Source organism: Streptomyces fagopyri (assembly GCF_009498275.1).
Classification (GTDB): Bacteria; Actinomycetota; Actinomycetes; order Streptomycetales; family Streptomycetaceae; genus Streptomyces; species Streptomyces fagopyri.
This window is the reverse complement of the sequence record NZ_CP045643.1, coordinates 386,241-403,348: the sequence shown is the minus strand read 5'-3', so window position 1 is coordinate 403,348 and position 17,108 is coordinate 386,241. Positions and strand designations below refer to the sequence as shown.

Sequence of the window (17,108 nt, the reverse complement as noted above, 5' to 3'; positions counted from 1 at the left end):
GTGTACAGGAGCGCATAGAGGGATCGGGCCCGGCCTGTCTCCGGCGGCGCGTCGGCCGGGGGCCTCCGCGCTCGCTGCGCGCGACGGCCTGCCAAAGGGTAGGAGCGAGGGGAGTCGAGTGGGCTGGTGAAGCCATGCCGGGCAGCCGCTGTCTGTCTCGACTGTGGCCGAAGCCGATCTGGACGAGGACCGGCATGCCGACTGGGATGTGGCTCGACGGTTTGCCCGCGTCCGACGCGTCATCAGCCATGCGCTGGATGCACAACTGGGTCAGGACGACGGCACCGAGGCTGACGCCCTCTGCGTCAAGGCCGCTTCTACCGTACGGACAGCACCGTCATCCCCTTCATCGGGGCCCTGGTCGAGGAGCCGGGGCAGGTCGTTGCACGCCACGGTCCGAAGTCGGGGATCAAGGGGCGTTCTGTAGTGGTTTCCTGCCGGTGACCGCCCAGCCGATGCGGTGGTCCGGCGAGTTCGAGGCACCCCAGTGCCACCTGTCGTGCACGTCCAGGGGCTCCGAGCCCGGCTGGACGCTCCGAACTGGGCGACGGCAGACGTGCCGGAGAGCAACTCGTGGCCTTGGCCCCGGAATGCGAGCCGGGCACCGATGCGTCGTGTTGAGGCCGGCCCAAGGACCCGAGGCGTGCGCTGGGCCGGCGACCAGCGGCCCTCGTTACGCCGCTCTCCTTGCACAGTTCAGAGCTCAAGGGGGTGAAGTGGGTATCACTGATGTCGATTTTCGTGGCTCGGCCGGCTGTTCCGTGAACCAGTGCAATCAGCAAGGCTTGAACGGTGGCACGGGCAAGGGTCGTTCATTTGAGGAGCTGCTTGCGGACCGTTCCGCCGTCGTGTCCTACCGGCGGACCGCCGAGATCAGTCCGCCGGGCTGCTCCTCGTGCTGCGGCGGGGTGCTGATCGGGCGGCCGTAGGCGGCGGCGCGCTCGCGCAGGGTGTGGCTGTCGGCCTCCCAGCCGTGCCCGGCCAGCCAGGCCACCGGGTCGTCGGGCGTCTCCGAGACCCACATGGACGCCGCCGATCCCGGTACGGCGTCCGCGCCAAAGCGCTCGATCACGCCGCGTGAGCCCAACGTCAGCCCCATCCGACTGCCTGCCGCCGACTGCATGCTGATCCGGGCCAGCAGCAGTTCCACCGCGTCCGCGGGCAGATAGATCAGCAGTCCTTCGGCGATCCATACGGTCGGCACCGCCGGGTCGTGCCCGGCGGCGGCCAGCGCTCCTGGCCAGTCCTCACGCAGATCCACAGCGACGGTGATCCGTTCGCAGCGTGGGACGGCCCGCTCGTGCTGCAGCACCGAAGCCTTGAAGGCCAGTGGCGCGGCGGTGTCGACCTCGAACACCCCGGTGCCCTCGGGCCAGCCCATTCGGAAGGCCCGACTGTCCATGCCGGCGCCGAGCAGCACGACCTGCCGGACCCCGGACGCGGAGGCCTTCTGCAACAGGTCGTCGAGGAACTTCGTCCTGATGACGATGGAGAACGCCACGCCCAGTCGGCGTCGTCGTGCGGCCTCGTCACCAGGCGGCGGCGAGGAGGGCCACAGGCCGTCGGCGGTGGCGAAGGCCTGTGCGAGTGGGTCGCGGAACAGCGCGTTCTTCCGCTCGCTCTCCAGCGCCCGTACCCTGGCCACCCCTACAGCCGTGGCCCATACTCCCGACGGCTGCACCCGCTCCTGCTCATCAGTCACCGCGCCAGCCTAGGTGATCGCTGCGAATAGGTCCCAATGAGTGGAGCCAGGCTCATGCGCCGCCGGCCGACCATCCGCGAACGGACTGCCAACGACCACCACGACGGTGGATTGAGTGCCGGTAGTTCGTTTCCAGGGCGTGGGCGTGGGCGGGGGAGGTGGGTGACTGTGGGAGACCTTCCTGGGTGTGGTGCCTGAGCCTCGCGTTGCCTGGACTGTGATCATTTTTGCACCGACCCGTCCTGCCTGCCCGACCTGCGGACCTACGTGGACACCCTGCTGCGGAACCGGGAACGCCTGGCCGCAGCGAGCGAATTGGACGAAGAGGGCCCCACCGAGGCCACCCCGTCCGACATGCGCGAACAACACCACCGACCGGTTGATGGCCTTCGCCACACGGGTCGGGACCGTCGACGTCGATCGCGGTCATGCTCGGACCCGTCGCGGTGCGGCAGCCGGAGTAGCAGCGCAGGCCGATCCGAGAATCCCCGGGGGAGATCGTCGACGTCAACACACTCGGGCGCGAACGCGAACGCGGACGTGAACAACGCCCACGTCTAGATCCAGCCCCTCTTGGCCGCCTCGGCCCCCACCTGGAAGCGCGTGTCGAGACCGAGCCCGGACGCGATCGTCGCGATGCGGCGGGTCACCGTGCGTGCGCTCGTCCCCAACTGCCGTGCGATCGCGTGGTCCTTGTAACCCGCCTGCATCATCTTCAGCAGCAGGAGGTCCTGCGCGCTCGGCCCGTCGGGCGTCGCCGGAGCTGCCGCACCGAGGGACTGGCCGCGCTGCCAGTAGGAGTCGAACAACTCGAGGAGCGCGTCGAGCAGGCCCGATCGGTGGACGACGGCGATCCTGTCGTAGCGGCCGGGTACCAGCGCGACCAGCGCGACGCGTCGGTCCATGATGCGCAGTCTGAACGGCAGGGTCGGCAGGATGCGGGCCTGCTCGCCGATCTGGGCGAGGTGGGTGATCAGCTCGAAGCGCTCCGGCTGCGCCAGTGCCTCCGGGGTGTAGACCGACCGAATGTCGACGCCGCGGCCCAGTAGGTCCATCGTCAACTCCTCCTCCAACTCGGTGCTGTAGGACCCGAGATAGGGGGGTCGATCCAGCACCCAGAAGTGGGTGCGCACCGACTGCATCAGTTCGGCGACGCGCACGGTGATCTCCGCCTCACCGGTGATCACCTCCACCAGTCCGGTGGGATCCTCCTGCAGCCGACGTGCGCGGTATTCGTCCGCCAGGTCATCGACGGTGCCCCACACCGAGGTGAACGCCGCCTCGGTTTCGGCGCGGCGTCTGGCAAGGAGTGCCCTCAGCGCGGTGTGCGGGCTGACCGGCCGGTACTGGCCGTGGCCTTCCCTTCTCAGCATGCCCAGCTCCACCAACCGGGAGACCGTGCGCCTGACCCGGCTGGGCGTGGTGCCCAGGCTCTCGGCGATCTCGGCAGCCGTCCGGTCCGACTTGGTGAGATAGATGCGGTAGACCCGTTCGTCGAACTCGCTGATCCCCAGGGTGCTCAGCACCGGACGCCCTCCCAGCGATCACCGCCCGGCGAGCAGTCGGGGCGGTCGTGACGCGAATCGCCAACTGGCGATGTACGACACAAGTTTGATCTAGACATTCCTCGTTCACAAGCTTTCACTCTGAACATTCACGCCACCTGTGGACGGGTTCCGAGCATCCTCGATGCCGACGACCGGGCAGGCGGCGCCACTTGGACGGCAGAGGACGAGCGTGTTCTGCCGGACTGCAGAGCCGGGAGAGACCTTGTGAAAGCACACCACCGCAGACGCTGGAGTGTGCCGGTTGCCGCCGGTGCTCTGGTACTCGCGCTGGCCGCCCCCTACGACGCGATGGCCTCGGCGCCCTCAGCAGCCCGCTCCGGCGCCGCCGACTCCCCGACCGCCGCATCCGCGTCCGACCGAGTGCCCGCCGGCGACCACTCCGTCACACTGATCACCGGTGACGTGGTCACCACCCGACAGACCACCGGCACCGACGGCAGGACCGGAGGCACCGTCAGCGTCCGCGGTGCCGACGGGCGCCCGGTACAGACCCACATCCTGACGTCGGGCGACGACCTCTACGTGTTCCCCGAGTCCGTGCTGCCCTTCGTGGTCAAGGGCACCCTGGACCGGCAGCTGTTCAACATCACGGCCATGATCGCCGACGGGTACGACGACGCGCACCGCGACCGGCTGCCCCTCATCGTCTCCTACACGCACTCCGCCGACTCGCGCCGCAAGGCCGCCGCACTGCCCGACGGGGCGACCCGGGTCCGTACCCTCGACGGCATCAACGGCGCCGCCCTCACCGCGGACCGTTCGCACGCCGCGGACTTCTGGAAGTCAGTGGCCGAGCCGGCCACGACCGACGGAGCCCGCAAGCAGGCCGCCGCACCGGCCTTCGCCGGCGGGATCGAGCACATCTGGCTGGACGGCCTCGTCCACGCCGACCTCGCCGACAGCACCACGCAGATCGGCGCCCCCCAGGTCTGGGCGGACGGCAACACCGGACAGGGCGTGGACGTGGCCGTCCTCGACACCGGCGTCGACGCGGGACACCCCGACCTCGCGAGCCGCGTCGCGGACCGGCAGAGCTTCGTACCGGACGAGAACACGGACGACCACGTCGGTCACGGCACGCATGTCGCGTCCATCATCGCCGGTACCGGCGCGGCCTCCGACGGCAAGGAGAAGGGCGTCGCCCCCGGCGCCCGCCTCGACATCGGAAAGGTGCTGGACAACACCGGGTCCGGACAGACCTCCTGGGTCCTGGCCGGCATGGAATGGGCTGCGGTCGACCAGCACGCCAAGGTCATCAACATGAGCCTCGGCGACGGTCAGGCTTCCGACGGGACCGACCCTCTCAGTCAGGCCGTCGACAGGCTCAGCGCCGAGACGGGCGCGCTGTTCGTCGTCGCCGCCGGCAACGCGGGCGCTCCCGACACCATCAGCGCACCGGGCGCGGCGAGCGGCGCCTTGACCGTGGGCGCCGTCGACTCCCACGACTCCGTCGCCGAATTCTCCAGCCAGGGCCCCCGCGTGGACGGCGCCCTGAAGCCGGAGATCACCGCGCCCGGCGTCGGCATCCTCGCGGCCAACTCCCAGTTCGACGGCAACGGCGAGGGCGCCTACCAGACGATGAGCGGCACCTCCATGGCCACACCCCACGTGGCGGGCGCCGCCGCGCTGATGGCCGCCGCTCACCCGGACCTCACCGGAAGCCAGCTGAAGGATCTGCTGGCCAGCAGTTCCCGGCAGACCCCGCAGTACGACGCCTTCCAGGCGGGCAGCGGCCGTCTCGACGTCGCCGCTGCCTCGCATGCCGGAGTCTTCGCCACGGCGACCGCGTACGCCGCGCAGGTTTCGCAGAAGCCCACCGACGGCGTACGGCGCCCGGTGACCTACACCAACACCACGGACACACCTGTCACCCTGGCGCTGACCGTCGAGGCGGCGCACGCCCCGGCCGGCGTGTTCCGGCTCTCCGCCCCCAAGGTGGTCGTGCCCGCACACGGTACCGCCGGGGTCACCGTGACGATCGACGGCTCGGGCGTCACCACCGACGGACGGTACACCGGCCAAGTCGTCGCGAAGACCGCGGCCGGGAAGGTCGCGGCCCATACCGCCGTCTCGCTCGGGGACGTCGAGCACAAGCTGACCATGGCGTTCAAGGACGCCCAGGGGCGGCCCATGTCCGGCGTGGTCGAACTGCTCAGGTCCGGTGACGACTCCCCGATGTTCGTCGAGATCGACGCCTCCGGCACGGCGCAGATGTACCTGCCCAACGACGTGTACTCGGTGCTGTCCTTCAAGACGGTGCAGGGCGTCCACGGTCCCCACTCCTGGGGCATGGCGCTGCTGGGCGACCCCGACGTCCGCCTGGACCGCGACACCACCGTCACGCTCGACGCGTCCAAGATCCACCGTATCGACATGACGGCCCCTCAGCCGACCGAGACGACCTACCAGCGACTGGACTACACCCGCCTGATGGGCGGCCAGATCTGGCGGGACTACATGGAGACCCAGACCAACTACGACAGCCTCTGGGCCCAGCCGACCACCCACAAGGTCACCCACGGCGACTTCTACCTGGCGGCCCGCTGGCGCAAGGAGCAGCCCGCGCTGTCCGTCGCCACCAAGACCACCGACTTCACCGACGTGCTGCGCCAGGACGGCGTCACCCCCCTGCGCAAGGGCAGTGTGAAACTCCCCCTGGTCTTCGCCGGTCAGGGCGCGAGCACCGACTACGCGCACCTCGACGTGCGCGGCAAGGCCGTTGTGGTACGCCGCAACGACGACGTGTCCGACATGGACCAGGCGGCTGCCGCGATCGCCGCCGGCGCCAAGCTCATGCTGGTCGTCAACAACGTGGACGGGCGCGGATTCCGCCGCTACAACGCGCCGTTCGGTTCGACGCCCGTCCGGCTCGACGTGGGCCTGCTCAGCACCGACGAGGGCGAGAAGCTCGTCCGGCAGGCCCAGGCCCGGGGCGCTTCGGTCACGGTCGGCTCCGCGCCCGTGAGTCCGTACGTCTACGACCTCGACCAGACCTGGCACAACGAGATCCCCGGCCGCATGGTGGTGCAGGGCAGTGCCAAGAACCTGGCCCGGGTCGACGAGACCTTCGACAGCCCGGCCCCGGGAAACACCGGCGGCGAGTTCCGGTACGACTGGCCCGCCTACAACGACTGGGCCATCGGAGGGATGATGCCGGAGCCGGTGCGGGGGAAGCGCACCGACTGGGTCTCCACCGGGGGCTTCAACAGCTGGAGCCAGAGTGCGTACGCGGACGGCTTGGTCTTCGAAGCCGGAGCCAAGACCTCATACCGGGCGGGCAGTACACAGTCCGAGGAGTGGTTCAAGCCGATCGAACGGCCCTACTTGAACGACGTCTACAGCATGCCCACGCGCAAGGGTGACCACCTGTACATCGATGCCCCGGCCTGGGGCAGCCGCGACCACGTCGGCATGAACCAGTTGGACGGCCAAGCGGAGCAGCGGCAGACCCTCTACCAGGGCACCACCGAGCTGGGCACAGGAACCTTCACCAACGTCTCGGGCGACGCACCCGGCGCCGGCAAGCTGCCGTACCGGCTGGTCGTCACCAGCAAGCGGGACGCGTCCTTCACTCCCTACTCCTCCAGCACGCGCACCGAGTGGGACTTCACCTCGAAGGCGACGGCGGACGGCTCCGACGCGGTGCTGCCGCTGGTGCAGATCGACTACGAGGTCGGCACCGACTCGGCCGGGCGGGCCGGGCGGCACGACACCCTGTCCGCCACCGCCGCTCAGCTGCCGGGGGTCGTCGGTGCGGGCAGGGTCGGCGTGGTCACCCTGGACATGTCCTACGACGGCGGCACGACGTGGCACCGGGCCACGCGTGATCACGACGGGCGGTACCGCCTGGACGCGCCGAAGAAGGCGACCTATGTGTCGCTCAGGGCGAGCGCCGAGGACTCGGCGGGCAACGCGGTGCACCAGACGGTGATCCGGGCGTTCGGCCTGCGCTGACGCACAGCCGCGGACCGCGCGCGCCTGAAGAACGGTCCGTCCGGGGTCACATGCCCCGGACGGACCGCTGCCGCGCTCCACGGACCGAGGAGTTCGCGGGACCAAACAGCGTCGTGATCCCGGCCTCAACGGCCGCACCGGCGTGGCCAGGGCGATCGCCCACCATCAACGCCTCGGCAGGGTGCACACCGAGCCGTTCAAGGGCAGTGCGAATGACCTCCGGGTCGGGTTTGCACGCACCGCGCTCGGAGGGCAGCGCAAGGTCGTCACCGACAGCGTCTGGGCGGCCCGAGGATGCGATTTCCCTGTCCCGGGAGGGGATGCGGCTGCTGGGGCAGGCGCAGGACGCGATCAGTGACTCGGACGGTCATCTGGGTCACATTGAACTGCGCTCGCCGAAGCGCATCTCGACGCGTGTGCGGCAGCGCGTCCCGAATCCGACGAGACAGCACGGTGGCTCGTCGGCCACCTGCTGAGTGACCTGGGCGACCTCAGGGTCCTACGGCCTGTTTTCCTGGCACAGCGACCACCCGGACGACGTGGTCGGTCGCCTCGCAGCGCCAACGATCCGTCTGGCCCTCGCCGCGTGCATCCGGTGCTGGGCGTCCGGCCACCGGCCGGCCGTCGAGGACAGGCGCACCGAGACGTCCCCGCTGTTCAGCACGGAGTCCGGAGGGCCTGGTCACCGGCGGCATCAGGAACGGTTGTCGCACCCTGAACCTCCTCGCCCTCGCCTGTACCGGCGTGGAGGTGCCCGACCACCGCGTTCACCACGGCGATCAGCGGAACGGCGACCACGGCGCCGCCGATCCCCGCGACCAGGCCACCGGTGGCAACGCCCAGGACCACGGCCAGCGGGTGGACCCGCACGGCCTGCCCGAGGATGAACGGCTGCAGGACGTGTCCCTCGATCTGCTGTACCAGGAGCACCACCAACAGGACCATGAACGCGGTGAACACGCCCTGTGTGACCAGGGCGACCACGACCGCGATCGCGCCGGAGGCCACCGCACCGACGAGCGGCACGAACGAGCTGAGGAAGATCACCACACCGATGGGAACGGCGAGCGGAACGCCGAGGAAGTAGATGCCCAGCCCGATGAAGAGAGCGTCGATGAACGCGACGAGCATCGTCCCGCGCGCGTACGCGGTGAGCGTCCGCCAGGCCCGCGGGCCGGCCGCGGCCACCCCCGGCCGGGCCGCGGTCGGAACCAGCTTGAGAGCCCATTCCCAGATGCGCCTGCCGTCGTACAGCAGGAACAGCGTGGAGAACATCGTCAGCAGCATGCCGGTGAGGACCTCGACCAGCACGGTGACCCCCTGGATGCCGGCCGAGGTGATCTGACTCGTACTGGTGCCGATCGCATCGCTCAGGTTCTTGGCGACATCGTTGATCTGCTGCTCGGTCACGTGGAACGGGCTTTGGAGCAGCCACTGTTTGAGCTGTTCGACTCCGTCCTGGAGACGGCCGGACAGGGTGTCGACGTTGGCGAGCACCTGCCATACGACGAACCAGGCGACCAGCCCCAGCACGAGGAACCCGCAGAGCGCGGTGAGCGCGGTGGCCAGCCCCCGGGACAGTCCGCCGCGGTGCAGCCGGGCGACGGTCGGTTCGAGCAGTGCGGTGATCAGCAACGCGACGACGAAGGCGAGGACCACCAGTCGTACGGAGCCGATCACCCGCATCAGCACCCACACCGCGGCGGCCAGGACCAGGAACCGCCAGCCGGCCTCGGCCGCCACCCGTACACCCCAGGGCACCGCGACGGCAGGGTCCGGGGTGCGCGGGCCTGCCCGGTGGACCTCCGTGGGCCGCGCCGGGTCCTGCCTCACCTCGCGATCCGTGGCGGCAGGACCCACCTGGGCCCGCTCACGGCGTTCACCGAACCTGGCCGCACCGTTCTTCACGCGATCACGCCAACCGTGGAACCGGGGCATCCGGAACCTCCCTCCGCATCCCCGGCCTAGTGCCCCCGTTACGATCGATCAGCCGTCCCGCGGGACTTCCGTCCGGGCGACGCCAGTCCGGAGACCGTGCTCGCGCGTCGCGGCCGGTCGCGGACGACGGCGCCCTCGACGAGTCCGGCTCGGACGCCCTTTCAGCCGGCGTGATTCTGCGGCCTTCCGAGGTGACGCCTGCCGCGCTTGTCGAACGGTTGGTCCCGGAAGGTCTGTCGGAGTCGCCCGGTCATTCTTCGTGAGTGGTCTCCTGGACGAAGATCGCGTGGAAGCGACGAGATTCGTCCACCTCACGACTGGTGCCGGTGAGGGTGACGGTTGTCGTCAAGCGAGTGGCAGTGCTCGATGACCCCAGACGGAGATCCAATTCGCCTGGTTCAACGATGCGGCAGCCGTCACGACCGGTGAATGAGGCAACGTCGGCCGGAACGGTGACGTGGAGGCGGCGGGCCTCGCCCGGAGCCAGCAGGACCCGGCTGTAGCCGACGAGGCGCTGTACCGGTTGAACGACGGAGGCCACCGGGTCGTGGAGATAGAGCTGGACGACTTCGGTACCGGACCGCTCGCCGGTGTTGCGGATGGTGAAGGCGAGGGTGAACTCACTCTCTGTCGAAGCCTGTTGCGTCTCCACCGTGAGGTCGCTCCAGGCGAAGGTGGTGTAGCTCAGGCCGTGGCCGAAGCTGAACGCCGGTGTCGGATCGATATTGGAGACGTCGCTGGCCTGAGCCAGGCGGGCACCGAGGTAGGTGGTCGGCTGGGCGCCGGGACGCCTGGGCACGCTGACGGGCAGGCGTCCGGAGGGATGGGTGCGACCGCTGAGTATCCCGGCGATCGCGTGGGTGCCTTCGGCTCCGGGGAAGAAGGACTGCACGATCGCCGCGGATTCGTCCACGGCCCGGCCGAGAGCGTATGGCCGACCCGCGAGCAGGACGGTGACAACAGGTCGGCCGGAGCCGAGCAGCGCGTCGAGAAGGTTCTGCTGGGCGCCGGGGAGCGTGAGTGACTCCGCGTCGCAGCCCTCACCGCTGGTGCCACGGCCGAAGAGGCCTGCGCGGTCGCCGAGGACAGCGATGACGATGTCCGCGGTCCGGGCCGCCTCCACCGCTTCGTCGATTCCGGAGAGGTCTCCGTCGTCGATGCCCGTGCCGCGGTGGACGGTGATGGCCGCGTGAGGAAACTCGGCCGCGAGGGTGTCGTGAAGGGTGGGCAGGTCGATGCCGACGGGTGTGTCCGGGTGTTGGACGCCGACGTGCATGGGGAAGGAGTAGCAGCCGAGCACAGCCGTGGCCTCGGCCGCGTTGGGACCGATCAGCGCAATACGGCGGGGTTCGACGAGGGGCAGTACGCCGTCGTTGCTGAGGAGGACGACCGCCTTCTCGGCGATCTCGCGGGCCAGTTGGCGGTTGGCAGGGGGGTCCAGGTCGACCTTGCCGCGCAGCGCCTCCGGGTCGTCGAGGTCGATGCCGCGCAGAGCGGCCGGCATCGGATCCCAATCAGGGTCCAGCATTCCGAGTTGGGCCTTTTGGAGGAGAACTCGGCGCAGGGCGACGTCGATCAGTGCTTCGGGGATTCTGCCGTCCTTGACTGCCTGGACGAGAGGTTCACCGAAGGTCTTGACGTTGGGCAGTTCCACGTCGACGCCGGCCGTCAGGGCGGTGCGCGCGGCTTCGGCCCAGTCGGCCGCGACGCCGTGCAGCGTCTTGAGGAAGGCGATGCCGAAGTAGTCCGCCACGACGGTGCCCTCGAAACCCCATGTGTCACGGAGCAGTTCTGTCAGCAGCCGTCTGTCCGCGGCGGCGGGCACTCCGTCGGTGTCGTTGTAGGCGTGCATCACCGAGCGGGCGCCGCCTTCGCGTATGGCCATTTCGAACGGGGGCAGCAGGACGTCGGCCCGTTCGCGCATTCCGACCCCGGCGGGGGCGAGGTTGCGTCCCGCGCGGGAGGCGGAATAGCCGACGAAGTGCTTGAGGGTGGCGATGACTCCTGCCGATTGCAGACCCTGCACGTATGCCGTGCCGATGCTTCCGACCAGATAAGGGTCCTCACCGATCGTCTCCTCGACACGGCCCCAGCGGGCGTCGCGCACCACGTCGAGGACCGGCGCGAGTCCCTGGTGGATACCGACCGACCGCATGTCTCGGCCGATGGCCGCGGCCATGCGGCGCACTGTGTCAGGGTCGAACGTGGCGCCCCAGGACAGGGGGACCGGGTAGGCGGTGGCTCCCCAGGCGGCGAAGCCGGCGAGACACTCCTCGTGCGCCAGAGCCGGGATACCGAAACGGTTGGCCGAGGCGATGCGAGCCTGGGTGCGGTGCAGGGAAAGAGCCCCGAGCGCGGGGTCGACGGGTACGGTGCCGAAGGGCCTGGTCAGCTGGCCAAGTCCGGTGGGCATCAACGCATCGAGGTCGACCGCCTCCTCCATGTCGTGCTGATGAGGGGCCACTTCACCTCCCTGGTCGGAGGCGCCGACCCACACGCCATGAAGTTGGGCGGTCTTCTCCTCCAGGGTCATCGCCTCCATCAGAGCGGCGACTCTGACTGTGAGGGGTCGGCTCGGATCGTTCCAGAGAGGGGTTGAGGGGGTGGTCTCTACGGCCACGTGGCGATCACTTTCCTCCGACGCCCATCAGACCCTGGACCAGGGCGCGACGGGCGAACAGGTACACGAGCAGAACGGGGATCATGGACAGCATGACGGCGCCCAGCAGGCCGGGAATGTCGATGCCGTGTTCGGTCTGGAAGTTGTACAGACCCAGCGTGATCACCTTGGTGGAGTCGGACTGGGTCAGTACGAGCGGGAACAGAAAGCCGTTCCATGCCTGGAGCGCGGAGAAGACGGTGATCGTGGACAAGCCCCCGCGCGAGAGTGGTACGACCAATTGGAAGAACATGCGGCGTGGAGTGGCGCCGTCCACGGCCATGGCCTCGAACAGTTCGGGGGAGATGTCACGCATGGCACCACTGAGAATCAGCGCCGACATCGGCAGGCAGAACGCGGCTGTCGGAAGAATGACGCCGAGCAGGTTGTCATAGAGTCCTGCTTCGCTGATCAGGTAGAACATCGGCACGATCACCGCCTGCGCCGGAATCGCGAGGCCGAGCAGAAACAGGCGGAAGACCAGTGAGGTCACCTTGCTGCGACTGCGCACGATGGCGAAGGAGAGCGGCGGGACCAGTACCAGGACCAGAGCGACCACGGCTACCGTGACGGCGATCGTATTGAGGAAGTACTGACCGAAGTTGGCGTCGAAGGCGCCGAAGTAGTTGTCGAGGGTGAAGGCGTCCGGCACCGACACCGGACCGTTCTCGGCGTAGTCACTGCGGGTCCGCAAGGTCGCAGCGAGCATCACGTACAGAGGCAGGCCCACCACGAACAGCCAGACGGTGGAGCCGACGCCGGCCAGGTAGTTGGGACGGCGCCTCATGCCACACCCTCCATGGAGCTGCGCATCTTGTCGTAGCCGGACACGCGGACGACGATGAGCGAGATGACCGTGGAGGCGACAACCAGGGTGAGCGCGATAGCGGAGCCGGTACCGAAATCGAAGCCCTTGAATGCCTTTTCGTACATGTAGTAGGCGCTGATGGTGGTGTCGGTTCCCGGCCCTCCCTGCGTGAGGATGAGGACCGTTTCGAAGGTGGTCAGCCCACCTACGGTCATCAGGATCATCGAGGTGATCATCGAGTTGCGCAGTTGAGGCAGCGTGATGTGGAAGAACTGTCGGTAGCGGCCCGCTCCGTCGATCTCCGCGGCCTGGTAGAGCACCTGAGGGATGGCCCGGGCTGCACCTTGGTAGATGAGGGTGTGGAAGGGAGTGAACTGCCAGGTGCTCACGAACGCCAGCACGCCGATGGCCGTGGCCTGCTTGCCGAACAGGTTGCCGTCACCGAACAGCCAGTGGGCGTCGGCGGGGATGCCGAAGTTGGGGTCGAGCAGAGCCCGCCACAGTACGGAGACCGCGGTGGCCGACAGCAGCAGCGGAACGAAGTAGACGGCCGACAGCACGGCGCGATTGCGCTGGTGGCCGGCGGCCCATGCACCCAGGACGATGCTGAGGGGCGTCTGTATGAGGATGCCGAGCGCTGTGAGGAGCAGCGTTGTCCAGATGCTCTTGAGCATCACGGGGTCGTCCACGAGACGTGACCAGTTGTCCATGCCCACGAACTGGGGGGAGCCGAGCCCGTTCCAGCTCATGAAGGACAGCACCGCGACCATGACCAGCGGAACGATGGCGAACAGAGTGAAGAAGAGGGCGGCGGGCAGGGCCCAGCCGAAGCTGGGCCTTCCCACGTCGGCGGCGTGCGAGCCGGCCGGCCACCGCGAGGCCTCCTTGCGGAACCTGGCGGTGGGCGGAGTGCTCGTGATCTGTGTGGTCATGAGCCGTTCATTCGGTCGGGAGAGCCTGCATGGCCTCGATGAATCCGTCCGCGTCGATCTGGCCGTTGAAGAACTGCTGCACGGCCTGCTGGATGGGCGTGCCCGCCGCGGGCGGGTACGCCTGGTCCCAGGACAGTTGGAACGTGGGGGCCTTCGCGACCAGGTCGTACTGGAAGCGTGAGTAGTCGGGGTCGGCCGAGGAGTCGAGGAACTTCGGGGTGTTCGTGGTGGTCGGCAGGTTGCCGATGGCCAGCTGCGCCTTCACGAACTCGTCCGAGTACATGAGCTTCAGGAACTCGGCGACGGCTTCCGGGTGCTTGGTCTTCTTCAGCACCGAGTAGAAGTTGTTGGTGTTTCCGACGACGTCCGCAGCGTCGCCCTTGCCCTCAGGAATGGTCGGGAACGTCGTGTAGCCGAGGTCCTTCTCGGCGAACGCCTTGGCATCCGACTGCTGTTGGGCGTAGTACCAGGAGCCCATCAACTCGAACCCCGCCTTGCCCGACGCCAGCAGCGCCGGCGAGGCGCCATTGGTGTACTTCACGGAGTCGTAGTTCTTCCCGAAGGCGCCCGCGTCGACGAGTTCCTTGATCATGCTCAGGGCCTTCTTGCTGTCGGCGCTCTCCCACGCCTGCTTGTCACCCTCATGGGCCTTCTGGAACAGGCTCGGGCCGGCGATGCGGTCGTAGAGGTACTCGAACCACATGAGTGTGGGCCATCTGTCACCGCCGCCGAGGGCGATGGGGGTGACACCATTCGCCTTGAGCTTCTTGACCGCGCCGAGCAGCTCGTCCCACGTCTGCGGGGGCTTCACACCCGCTGCGTCGAGGACCTTCTTGTTGTGGAACAGCAGGACGGGCTGGGTGCCGCGCATCGGCACGCCGTACGGCGTCCCGTCGACGACCGCGCTTTTGACGACCGACGGCAGGAAGCTCTTGTCCAGCTTCGGGTCCTTCTTGATGAAGCTGTCCAGTGGCATCAGCAGGCCGGCCTTGACGAACGGCTGGATGCTGCCGCCGCCCCAGTTGAAGAAGATGTCCGGCGCCTGAGGTGTGTTGATGATCGTCTGGAGCTTCTGCTGGTAGTCGGCACCGGGGATGGTGTCGAGGACGGCCTTGACGTCAGATGTCTTGTTGAACGTGTCGACGATCTGCTTCTCGACCTTGTTGCTGGCGTCCCCGTAGACCAGGACGTGGATCTTGCCGTCGCTCGACGACGCCTTGCCGTTGCCGTTGCCGCAGGCAGAGAGGCTCAGCGCCAGGGCGAGCGTCGCACCGCAGGCCACCAGTCTGGGCAAGCGCGCACGTGTCTTCATTCTTCGCCTTCCGAAAGTTTCGAACGCATTACCGAAAGTATTGGCGCTGGGGACACTAGGTCAGGCCTGAGACACGGTCAATGGTCATGCAGGCACTCGCTCGGACCTTTGCCAGCGCTGGTGCCTATATCCTGCAGACATGAACGAAGATGACGAGGCGAACGGCAGGGTGACCCTGGCCGAGGTGGCGAGAGTGGCCGGCGTTTCGTTGCCGACAGTTTCGAAGGTGCTCAACGGCCGCGCGGACGTGTCTCGCGTGACCCGGGCCAAGGTGGAGCGACTGCTGGAAGAGCACGGTTACCGCCGACGCAGCCGGACGTCGTCACAGCCCGCCCTTCTTGAACTGGTGTTCCATGAGCTGGACAGCATCTGGGCGATGGAACTGATCAAGGGCGTGGAGCAGGTGGCACGGGAGAACCGTGCGACAGTCGTCCTCACCGTCAGCGGCACACGCCATACCCCCGGGCCGGAGTGGCTCGGCGGCGTCCTGCAGAGAAAGCCGCTGGGCGTCGTCCTGGTCTTCTCCACCCTTCCGCAGGACGTCAAACGGCAACTCAGGGCGGCGGCCATTCCCTTCGTCGTCGTCGATCCCGCCGGCGACCCCGACCCCGACGTGCCGTCGGTCGGGTCGGCGAACTGGGCCGGCGGTCTTGCTGCCACCCGGCACCTCACGGCACAGGACCACGAACGGGTCGCGATCATCACCGGCCCCGAGGACATGCTGTGCTCCCTCGCCCGCCTCGACGGCTATCGCTCGGCCATGGCCATGGCCGGCCTGGAGGTGGACCCTCGCCTCATTCGTTTCGGCGACTTCCATGTGCAGGGCGGTTTCGAGCATGCGATGAGCCTGCTGGACGGCCCGGACCGGCCGACCGCGATCTTCGCGGGAAGCGACCTCCAGGCGCTCGGCGTGCTGGAGGCGGCCCGCGTCAAGGGACTGCACGTACCGCGGGATCTGTCGGTGGTCGGCTACGACGACGTACCGCTCGCGCAGTGGTCGAGCCCGCCGCTCACCACGGTGCACCAACCGCTTCGGCACATGGCCGAGGAGGCGTCACGCATGCTCTTCCACCGGGACGAATCCGGAAAGGCCGCCCAGCGCATCGAGCTTGCCACGCATCTGGTGGTGCGACAGAGTACGGCCCCACCCGGCCAGGTGTGAGGGTCGGCCCGTACAGGTCCGCGATTTGATCGGTGCCGAGTCTGCTGATTGGCTGGTCGGCATGACTGAGCTCGGACCAGTTGGCCGGCCACCCGCCCCGATCAGGACCGAGCGGCTCGTGCTCCGTGAGTCCGAGGCCCGGGATCGTGCGGCGTTCGTGGAGTTGCTGGCGTCGCCAGAGGTGCACACCTACCTCGGTGGTCCCCGGCCGCGTGACGAGCTTGAGTGTGAGACGTCCGAGGTGCCCGAGCGGTGGCCCGGGAGTTTCGTCGTTGATCTCGACGGGGCAATGATCGGCCAGATCCTGCTCAGGAGAGCAACGCGGCACCGTCGACCGACTGCCGCGGGAAAGGTCGATCTCGGCTACCTGTTTCTTCCGCGAGCGTGGGGATCCGGGTACGCCGCCGAAGCGTGCGTGGCAGCACTTGACTGGTTCGACGGCGTCCTTCCCGGCGAGCCGGTGGTGCTCACCACCCAGACGGCGAACGCCAGCTCGATGCGCCTCGCGGCAAAGCTGGGGTTCGCCGAAGTGGAGCGGTTCCAGGCCTGGGATGCCGAGCAGTGGCTGGGCCTGCGGTCCCCGGTCACGCCTGAATGACATACAAATTCATCACCTCGCCACCCCCGAGGCGGTGGACGATGTCCTGTCCACGGATGCCCTGTTGACCTTGGACGGACGCTGATTCGCCCCCGCGGGCCCGAACGGCGACGCCATGTCGGCAGACCCGCTGGACGGGACATCTCGGGCTGTCAGGATGGCCGCATGGGGAAGAACACGGCGGTCCGGCGACTCGGCCTGGGGTATTTCATCCGGCCGGCTTCAGAGGCAGGCGGCCTGCTCCTGCAGTGCACGGCGTTGAGGTCGGCAGTGCGCCTCGGTCTCGGAGTCACCGCTGCCCATGCCGGTGTCGAAGAGGATCAGTCCCTGATCGTGTTGCACCGGATAGGCGAGCACGGGTTCAACTCGCGGTTGGCACGGCCGGGGATCCGTACGTCGTGTCAGCGGTCGTGATCCTCGAACCGGTCCCGTCCGGCCGGCGGCGGCTTCATCAGCGGCCGCGAGGAAGTCCCCT

The 17,108-nt window shown here is 68.2% G+C and carries 12 protein-coding genes; 3 read left to right on the top strand and 9 right to left on the bottom strand.

Translation table 11 applies throughout. The features are described from left to right. Positions 1–853 precede the first annotated feature (853 nt). Both GFH48_RS01765 and GFH48_RS01760 read right to left on the bottom strand, forming a co-directional pair. Positions 854–1,702, bottom strand: a complete 849-nt coding sequence (locus GFH48_RS01765; RefSeq protein ID WP_153286525.1) for a class I SAM-dependent methyltransferase — start codon at positions 1,700–1,702, stop codon at positions 854–856. Positions 1,703–2,259: 557 nt separating this feature from the next. Beyond that, the gene (locus GFH48_RS01760; RefSeq protein WP_153286524.1) at positions 2,260–3,228 is read right to left on the bottom strand and encodes a helix-turn-helix domain-containing protein; all 969 of its coding nucleotides are present in this window, start codon (positions 3,226–3,228) and stop codon (positions 2,260–2,262) included. A gap of 276 nt (positions 3,229–3,504) precedes the next feature. Here GFH48_RS01760 and GFH48_RS01755 point away from each other — a divergent pair, with 276 nt between their 5' ends. Then, positions 3,505–7,224 carry a S8 family serine peptidase gene (locus GFH48_RS01755; protein WP_228120267.1) on the top strand — a complete coding sequence of 1,240 codons (3,720 nt, stop codon included), beginning with the start codon at positions 3,505–3,507 and terminating at the stop codon, positions 7,222–7,224. A 46-nt stretch (positions 7,225–7,270) separates the two neighbouring features. Here the strand turns inward: GFH48_RS01755 and GFH48_RS01750 are convergent, their stop codons facing one another. From GFH48_RS01750 to GFH48_RS01725, 6 genes are all read right to left on the bottom strand, one after another. Next, positions 7,271–7,525 carry an HAD-IA family hydrolase gene (locus tag GFH48_RS01750; RefSeq protein WP_407698695.1) on the bottom strand — a complete coding sequence of 85 codons (255 nt, stop codon included), beginning with the start codon at positions 7,523–7,525 and terminating at the stop codon, positions 7,271–7,273. A gap of 356 nt (positions 7,526–7,881) precedes the next feature. Beyond that, entirely contained in the window at positions 7,882–9,162 is a 1,281-nt protein-coding gene (locus GFH48_RS01745; protein ID WP_153286523.1) for an AI-2E family transporter, read from the bottom strand. 250 nt (positions 9,163–9,412) lie between these two features. After that, entirely contained in the window at positions 9,413–11,782 is a 2,370-nt protein-coding gene (locus GFH48_RS01740; RefSeq protein WP_153286522.1) for a beta-xylosidase/alpha-l-arabinosidase, read from the bottom strand. Between the two features lie 7 nt (positions 11,783–11,789). Beyond that, positions 11,790–12,608 carry a carbohydrate ABC transporter permease gene (locus tag GFH48_RS01735; protein WP_153286521.1) on the bottom strand — a complete coding sequence of 273 codons (819 nt, stop codon included), beginning with the start codon at positions 12,606–12,608 and terminating at the stop codon, positions 11,790–11,792. Further along, positions 12,605–13,561 (bottom strand): carbohydrate ABC transporter permease, encoded by a 957-nt coding sequence (locus GFH48_RS01730; RefSeq protein WP_153286520.1) that lies wholly within the window; start codon positions 13,559–13,561, stop codon positions 12,605–12,607. Before GFH48_RS01730 ends, GFH48_RS01735 begins: the two co-directional genes overlap by 4 nt. Positions 13,562–13,568: 7 nt before the next feature. Then, positions 13,569–14,873: an ABC transporter substrate-binding protein gene (locus GFH48_RS01725; RefSeq protein WP_153286519.1), complete on the bottom strand. Its 1,305-nt coding sequence runs from the start codon at positions 14,871–14,873 to the stop codon at positions 13,569–13,571. 139 nt (positions 14,874–15,012) lie between these two features. Between GFH48_RS01725 and GFH48_RS01720 the strand changes: the two genes are divergently transcribed. Continuing rightward, positions 15,013–16,035, top strand: a complete 1,023-nt coding sequence (locus tag GFH48_RS01720; protein WP_194280457.1) for a LacI family DNA-binding transcriptional regulator — start codon at positions 15,013–15,015, stop codon at positions 16,033–16,035. Positions 16,036–16,096: 61 nt separating this feature from the next. Next, positions 16,097–16,633 (top strand): GNAT family N-acetyltransferase, encoded by a 537-nt coding sequence (locus GFH48_RS01715; RefSeq protein ID WP_153286518.1) that lies wholly within the window; start codon positions 16,097–16,099, stop codon positions 16,631–16,633. Positions 16,634–16,855: 222 nt separating this feature from the next. Here GFH48_RS01715 and GFH48_RS01710 read toward each other — a convergent pair whose 3' ends face one another. Next, positions 16,856–16,990, bottom strand: coding sequence for a hypothetical protein (locus GFH48_RS01710; RefSeq protein ID WP_407698605.1), 135 nt, complete (start codon positions 16,988–16,990; stop codon positions 16,856–16,858). Positions 16,991–17,108 lie beyond the last annotated feature (118 nt).